Genomic DNA, 5,182 nt, shown 5'->3' on the forward strand with positions numbered 1-5,182 from the left:
AGGGGAATAATCCTACCCAGGCCAGAGCCCTTTTCGAAACCGGATTTATGTTTTAGCGGCGTCATGAAACAGTTATCCGCCATTATCAGACCATTCAAGCTGGATGACGTCAGTCAGGAATTATGGGTGGAGGTGAGCCTAGTGAAGTTCTGCTGGCGTACCCTGTTGGAGAACGCCTGGCGTCTCTACCCCTGCCGTGCGCGATCTAAGGCAGGACACTGGCAGCCCGATCCGTCGGTCAAGGCCATGATTGCTTTGGCGGCGTATCGCGCGAGGCCCGATCAGACCGGGGACATCGCCCGCCAGTACGGGGTCAGTCTGCAGGATGTGGAACACTGGCGCCGTATTTTGGTGCGCCGGGCTGACCGGCTCTTTTAGCCATGTTGCTGTGGACAGACGTGTTGGTATCGAAGAGTACAGAAATCGGTTCCGCGACGTATCCTTCCGTCATGATCAGCATCATTTTGCTGAGTTTTGTGGCGCTGCTCGTCGGATTCTATGTCCTCTATCGCTACCATCGGAAACGGCTCCAGGGCTTTTCTCAAAAACCGGTCGCGCTCACCGACGAGTGGCTGGCACAGCAGGTCCGTTCTGCAGTGGACGCCGATAATCCTTTATTCGGCAGACTATTCGCGGGTCCTGTAAGAGATGACTACAACTGGGTATTATTAAAAGAATTCAATCATCACTTGTTGTGGGTCTGCCTGCAGAATGCTCGGTTGGGCTTCTGGACCCTGAGTGCGGAAGGTGCGCCGCAGTGGCGGATTGTGCAGTTGCATGCCAATAGCCTGAACCACTATTTGCGGAAAGAGGAATCCGCTGACCGGAGTGGAGCCGAGAATTTCGGCTAACGCGCGGATAAACAGCACGATGCGGAAGATCTTTTATCGCCAAGCGGGCAGAGGGGTGTCATCTACGCGAACCCATTTCGCCGGACTGACCAAGGCGTCAAGAGATCTTCCGCATCGACGCCAATTTCAGTCCATGAATAGCACGTAGGAACGATGATACCGGAAACTGCCATTCTCTATCTTTTCGTGGCCGCCTCATTACTGGCGGTGGTGGCCAACCGATTACGCATGCCTTATACGGTTGCTCTGGTCTTGGGCGGACTGTTATTGGGGGCACTCCACCTGTTTCCTGCGCCGGTCCTGACGCACGATCTTTTGTTCACCATCTTTCTGCCGGGACTGGTTTTTGAGTCGGCATATCATCTATCCGCCAGCGCTTTATGGCGCGATCGCCTGGCTATTTTTGGTCTCGCCGTGCCCGGTGTGCTGATATCCATCGTGGTGACGGCATTCGTATTTCTCTGGACCAGTCGTTATTTGCCCGATTTGGCGGCAGTGACCATGCCGCTCGGTATCGCCTTGGTATTTGGCGCGACCGTTGCTGCGACGGATCCGATCTCGGTTCTGGCCATTTTTCGCGAACTGCAGGCACCACAACGGCTCACCTTTCTGGTGGAGAGTGAAAGCCTGCTGAATGATGGAACGGCTATCGTCTTCTTCACCTTGTTTCTGGCGATAGCGATGGGAAAACCCATTACCGCTTCCGCCCTGGCGGTGAAGTTTCTGGCCGTGGTGGGTGGTGGCGTTTTGATCGGGATCATCGTCGGGTGGCTGAGTTCAGAGGTCATCAAACGCGTCAATGATGGCATGGTAGAGATTACCTTCACCATACTCGCCGCGTATGGCAGCTTTCTGGTTGCCATGCAGTTGGGTTATTCCGGGGTCATCAGTACGGTCGTGGCTGGCCTGATCTGTGGAAACTATGGTGCCAAAAGGGGCATGGCTCCCTCGGTCAGGCTCGCAGTGAATACTTTTTGGGAGTACATCGGTTTTGCGCTGAATTCCCTGGTATTCCTGCTGGTGGGCCTCACCATTCGCTTGCCTGATTTACTACGGATATGGACCTTGGTGATAGCGGCCTATGTGGCCATCACCATCGCCAGAGGGGCAGTCATCTATAGCATGGGGGCTTTGCTGAGCCGATCGCGCGCGCGCATGCCGTGGTCGTGGAATTTTGTGCTGATCTGGGGTGGCATTCGCGGCGCCTTATCCATGGTGCTGGCCTTGAGTCTTCCACAGCACTTCCCCTTCCGGGAAATGTTGATCAATCTCGTTTTTGGTGTGGTTTTGTTGACCATTTTGATTCAGGGCCTAAGCATATCGCCGGTAGCCCGCGCCTTGGGGGTACTCAGCCGCAGGCACCTCCCCGCCGATTTCGAGATGCAGCGCATGCGCCTGACCCTGGCGCAAATGGGGCTCCAGGAGATTGATCGGTTGCGTCACGAGGGTGTGCGGGATCCACAGGTGCTCGATGCTTTGACCACGTACTATAGCCAGGAAAGCAAAGACGCCAAAGACCGGCTCTCAAACCTTGACATTGCCGATGAGGATCGTTTTCGCACCGACTTTTCTCGCTTGTATCGACGGCTGCTGACCATGCAGAAACAGCGATTGCTGGATGCACGTCAAGAGAGTCTCATTGGGTACGAAACTTTTGAACGGTTGACAGTGGATATTGACGCCGGACTGCTGGAGGTTGAGACCAATGCTGATGGACTGATAGAGCGCTTGCTGCTGCCGGAGCAGGAGAGACTGGAAAAGAATGCGCCATGATTTTATGAGTTACATACTATTACCTTTCAAATAAGTACGTTAGCATTGCCACATTACACTACTGACCCAGCACAAATTGCCCGCCTATGCCGTCGAACACTGAGAACGGCTTTGCCGTGAGCCGGATGGCATTTGCTTGACGCTCCCCCGGTGAGGTTCTAGCATCGCTACCATGCAAATTCTGGTAAATGGTGCGGCCCGTGAGGTGCCGGAGCAGATGACGGTCTTGGCGCTGCTGGCGGAGTTCGGCTGGGCGGAGCGCCGTGTGGCCGTTGAATGCAATGGTGAAATTGTACCGCGCAGCGCTCACGCCACAGTGACTCTGGCGGTCGGTGACCGCCTGGAGATTATCCAGGCGGTAGGCGGCGGCTGAGCGTTTTGCACTAACCCCCTTTTTTTGAGGTGAAAGATAAACACAATGTGTAAAGATCCTTTGGTGATTGCGGGGCGGGAGTACCACTCCCGCCTGCTGGTGGGTACGGGGAAATATAAGGATTTTGCAGAGACGCGGGCGGCCATTGATGCTGCCGGCGCAGAGATTGTGACGGTGGCACTGCGCCGGGTCAATCTGGGGCAAAATAAAGACGAACCCAATCTACTGGAGTTCTTGCCGGCGGATCGCTTTACCATTCTGCCGAACACGGCGGGTTGCTATACGGCAGAGGATGCGGTGCGCACCTGCCGTCTGGCTCGGGAGTTGGGCGACTGGAAGCTGGTCAAGCTGGAAGTTATCGGTGACCCCCACACGCTGTACCCGGATATGCGGCAGACCTATGAGGCCGCCAATATTCTCATCTCTGAAGGCTTCGAGGTCATGGTGTACAGCGTGGATGATCCAGTGGCCTGTAAGGCTTTTGCGGAGATGGGCTGTGTGGCGGTGATGCCGCTGGCAGCGCCTATCGGTTCTGGTCTGGGTATTCGCAATCCTTACCATCTGCGCATCATTCTGGAGCAGGCGACCATACCGATTCTGGTGGATGCGGGGGTGGGTACCGCCTCTGATGTGGCGGTGGCCATGGAGTTGGGTTGCGATGGTGTTCTTTTGAATACGGCCATTGCTGCGGCTAAAGATCCCATTCTCATGGCGGAAGCCATGCGCCTGGGTGTGGCAGCGGGGCGGAAAGCCTTCCGCGCCGGGCGTATGCCGCGCAAACTTTACGCCAGTGCCAGCAGCCCGGTGGATGGCCTGTTCTTTGAGTAGCAACGATGCCTTGGAATACGCGCGTACCGCACCTCTTGACGAGGAATTTGTCGAGACAGTGGAGCGTCTGGTCATGGGCGCAGTGCCCGGCGGTGTGCTGCCCGATTATGCGGAAGACTGGGACGAGGCAGAGCGTCTGATTGCTCGGCTGGGCGATCAGGGGGTAGGGGTGCGCCTGGAGTTTATGGTGGATGAGAACGGCCAGCGTTGGCACGTCTATATGGACTGGCAGGAGCCGGTCAGCCACGAATGGCAGTTGACCGAGGCGGAAGAAATGACGGCGGCGCAGGCGGTGACGCGGGCGGCGTTGGTCTGGTACTACCAGCAGGAGATCGCGGCGGCCAGCGCCCAGCCGCCGGACGGCTGGGCCTATTTTGAGGTGGTGGAACGTCTGGGTATGGCCCGGGATATGCTGGCGCGCTCTCTGGACGATCATCCGGTGCTGGCCGAGGAGGCGGAGATGATGACCCGTTATCAGGATCTCCTGGAAAAATTCAATGCGCTCTATGAGTTGGCCAGCCAGGCGTTGGATCAACGTCTCGGCGCACCGGCGCGCAGCACCATGCACTAGGCGCCGCCGTTCCATGCATATCCACGTCCTTGGCATCTGCGGGACTTTTATGGGGGGCATCGCGCTGCTGGCGCGGGCGGCGGGGCATCAGGTGACTGGATCGGATACCCATACCTATCCGCCCATGAATGAGCTGCTGGCCCGTGAAAAGATTATGATCCATGAGGGCTATGATCCCGCCCAACTGAGTCCTGCACCCAACCTGGTACTCATCGGCAATGCCCTGTCGCGGGGTAATCCCTGCGTGGAAGCCGTGCTGGACCGGCAGATTCCTTATGACTCCGGCCCCGCCTGGCTGTCCCGGGAGATTCTGCAAAGCCGCTGGGTACTGGCAGTGGCGGGTACCCACGGCAAGACCACGACGACCTCCATCCTGACCTGGATATTGCAGGAGGCGGGGCTCAATCCGGGTTTTCTCATCGGCGGTGAAGCGCGTAATTTTGGCGTGTCGGCGCGGCTGACGAGCAGCTCTTTTTTCGTGATTGAGGCGGATGAGTATGATACGGCCTTTTTCGATAAGCGCTCCAAATTCGTACACTATCACCCGCGGTCGCTGATTCTCAATAATCTGGAATACGATCATGCCGATATATTCCCGGATCTGGATGCGATCATCACCCAGTTCCACCACCTGCTGCGCACTGTGCCGGGCACGGGCGCGATCATCATGAATGCTGCGGTACCGGCGCTGAAACAGGTGCTGGAGCGCGGTTGCTGGACGCCTTTGCAACGCTTTGCCGGGGAAGGCGAGTGGCAGGTGCGGCTCGATACCGCGGACGGTAGCCG

7 protein-coding genes are annotated in these 5,182 nt (G+C 57.2%); all 7 read left to right on the forward strand.

Features of this window, described 5'->3' with window-relative positions; genetic code table 11:
• The first annotated feature begins 63 nt into the window (after positions 1–63).
• Entirely contained in the window at positions 64–378 is a 315-nt protein-coding gene (locus M7F93_RS10960; protein ID WP_298173315.1) for a hypothetical protein, read from the forward strand.
• A 20-nt stretch (positions 379–398) separates the two neighbouring features.
• A complete protein-coding gene (locus M7F93_RS10965; protein WP_298173318.1) occupies positions 399–851 on the forward strand; it encodes a hypothetical protein in 453 nt (150 codons plus the stop codon).
• A 153-nt stretch (positions 852–1,004) separates the two neighbouring features.
• Positions 1,005–2,624 carry a cation:proton antiporter gene (locus M7F93_RS10970; RefSeq protein ID WP_298173321.1) on the forward strand — a complete coding sequence of 540 codons (1,620 nt, stop codon included), beginning with the start codon at positions 1,005–1,007 and terminating at the stop codon, positions 2,622–2,624.
• Positions 2,625–2,796: 172 nt separating this feature from the next.
• A complete protein-coding gene (thiS, locus tag M7F93_RS10975; RefSeq protein ID WP_298173324.1) occupies positions 2,797–2,997 on the forward strand; it encodes a sulfur carrier protein ThiS in 201 nt (66 codons plus the stop codon).
• A 45-nt stretch (positions 2,998–3,042) separates the two neighbouring features.
• The gene (locus tag M7F93_RS10980; protein ID WP_298173326.1) at positions 3,043–3,825 is read left to right on the forward strand and encodes a thiazole synthase; all 783 of its coding nucleotides are present in this window, start codon (positions 3,043–3,045) and stop codon (positions 3,823–3,825) included.
• Positions 3,806–4,396, forward strand: coding sequence for a hypothetical protein (locus M7F93_RS10985; RefSeq protein WP_298173329.1), 591 nt, complete (start codon positions 3,806–3,808; stop codon positions 4,394–4,396). The genes M7F93_RS10980 and M7F93_RS10985 overlap by 20 nt, the downstream gene beginning before the upstream one ends.
• Positions 4,397–4,409: 13 nt before the next feature.
• On the forward strand, positions 4,410–5,182 hold a 773-nt coding region (gene mpl, locus M7F93_RS10990; protein WP_298173332.1), incomplete at its 3' end, for a UDP-N-acetylmuramate:L-alanyl-gamma-D-glutamyl-meso-diaminopimelate ligase.

Source organism: Acidithiobacillus sp. (assembly GCF_027322205.1).
Classification (GTDB): Bacteria; Pseudomonadota; Gammaproteobacteria; order Acidithiobacillales; family Acidithiobacillaceae; genus Acidithiobacillus.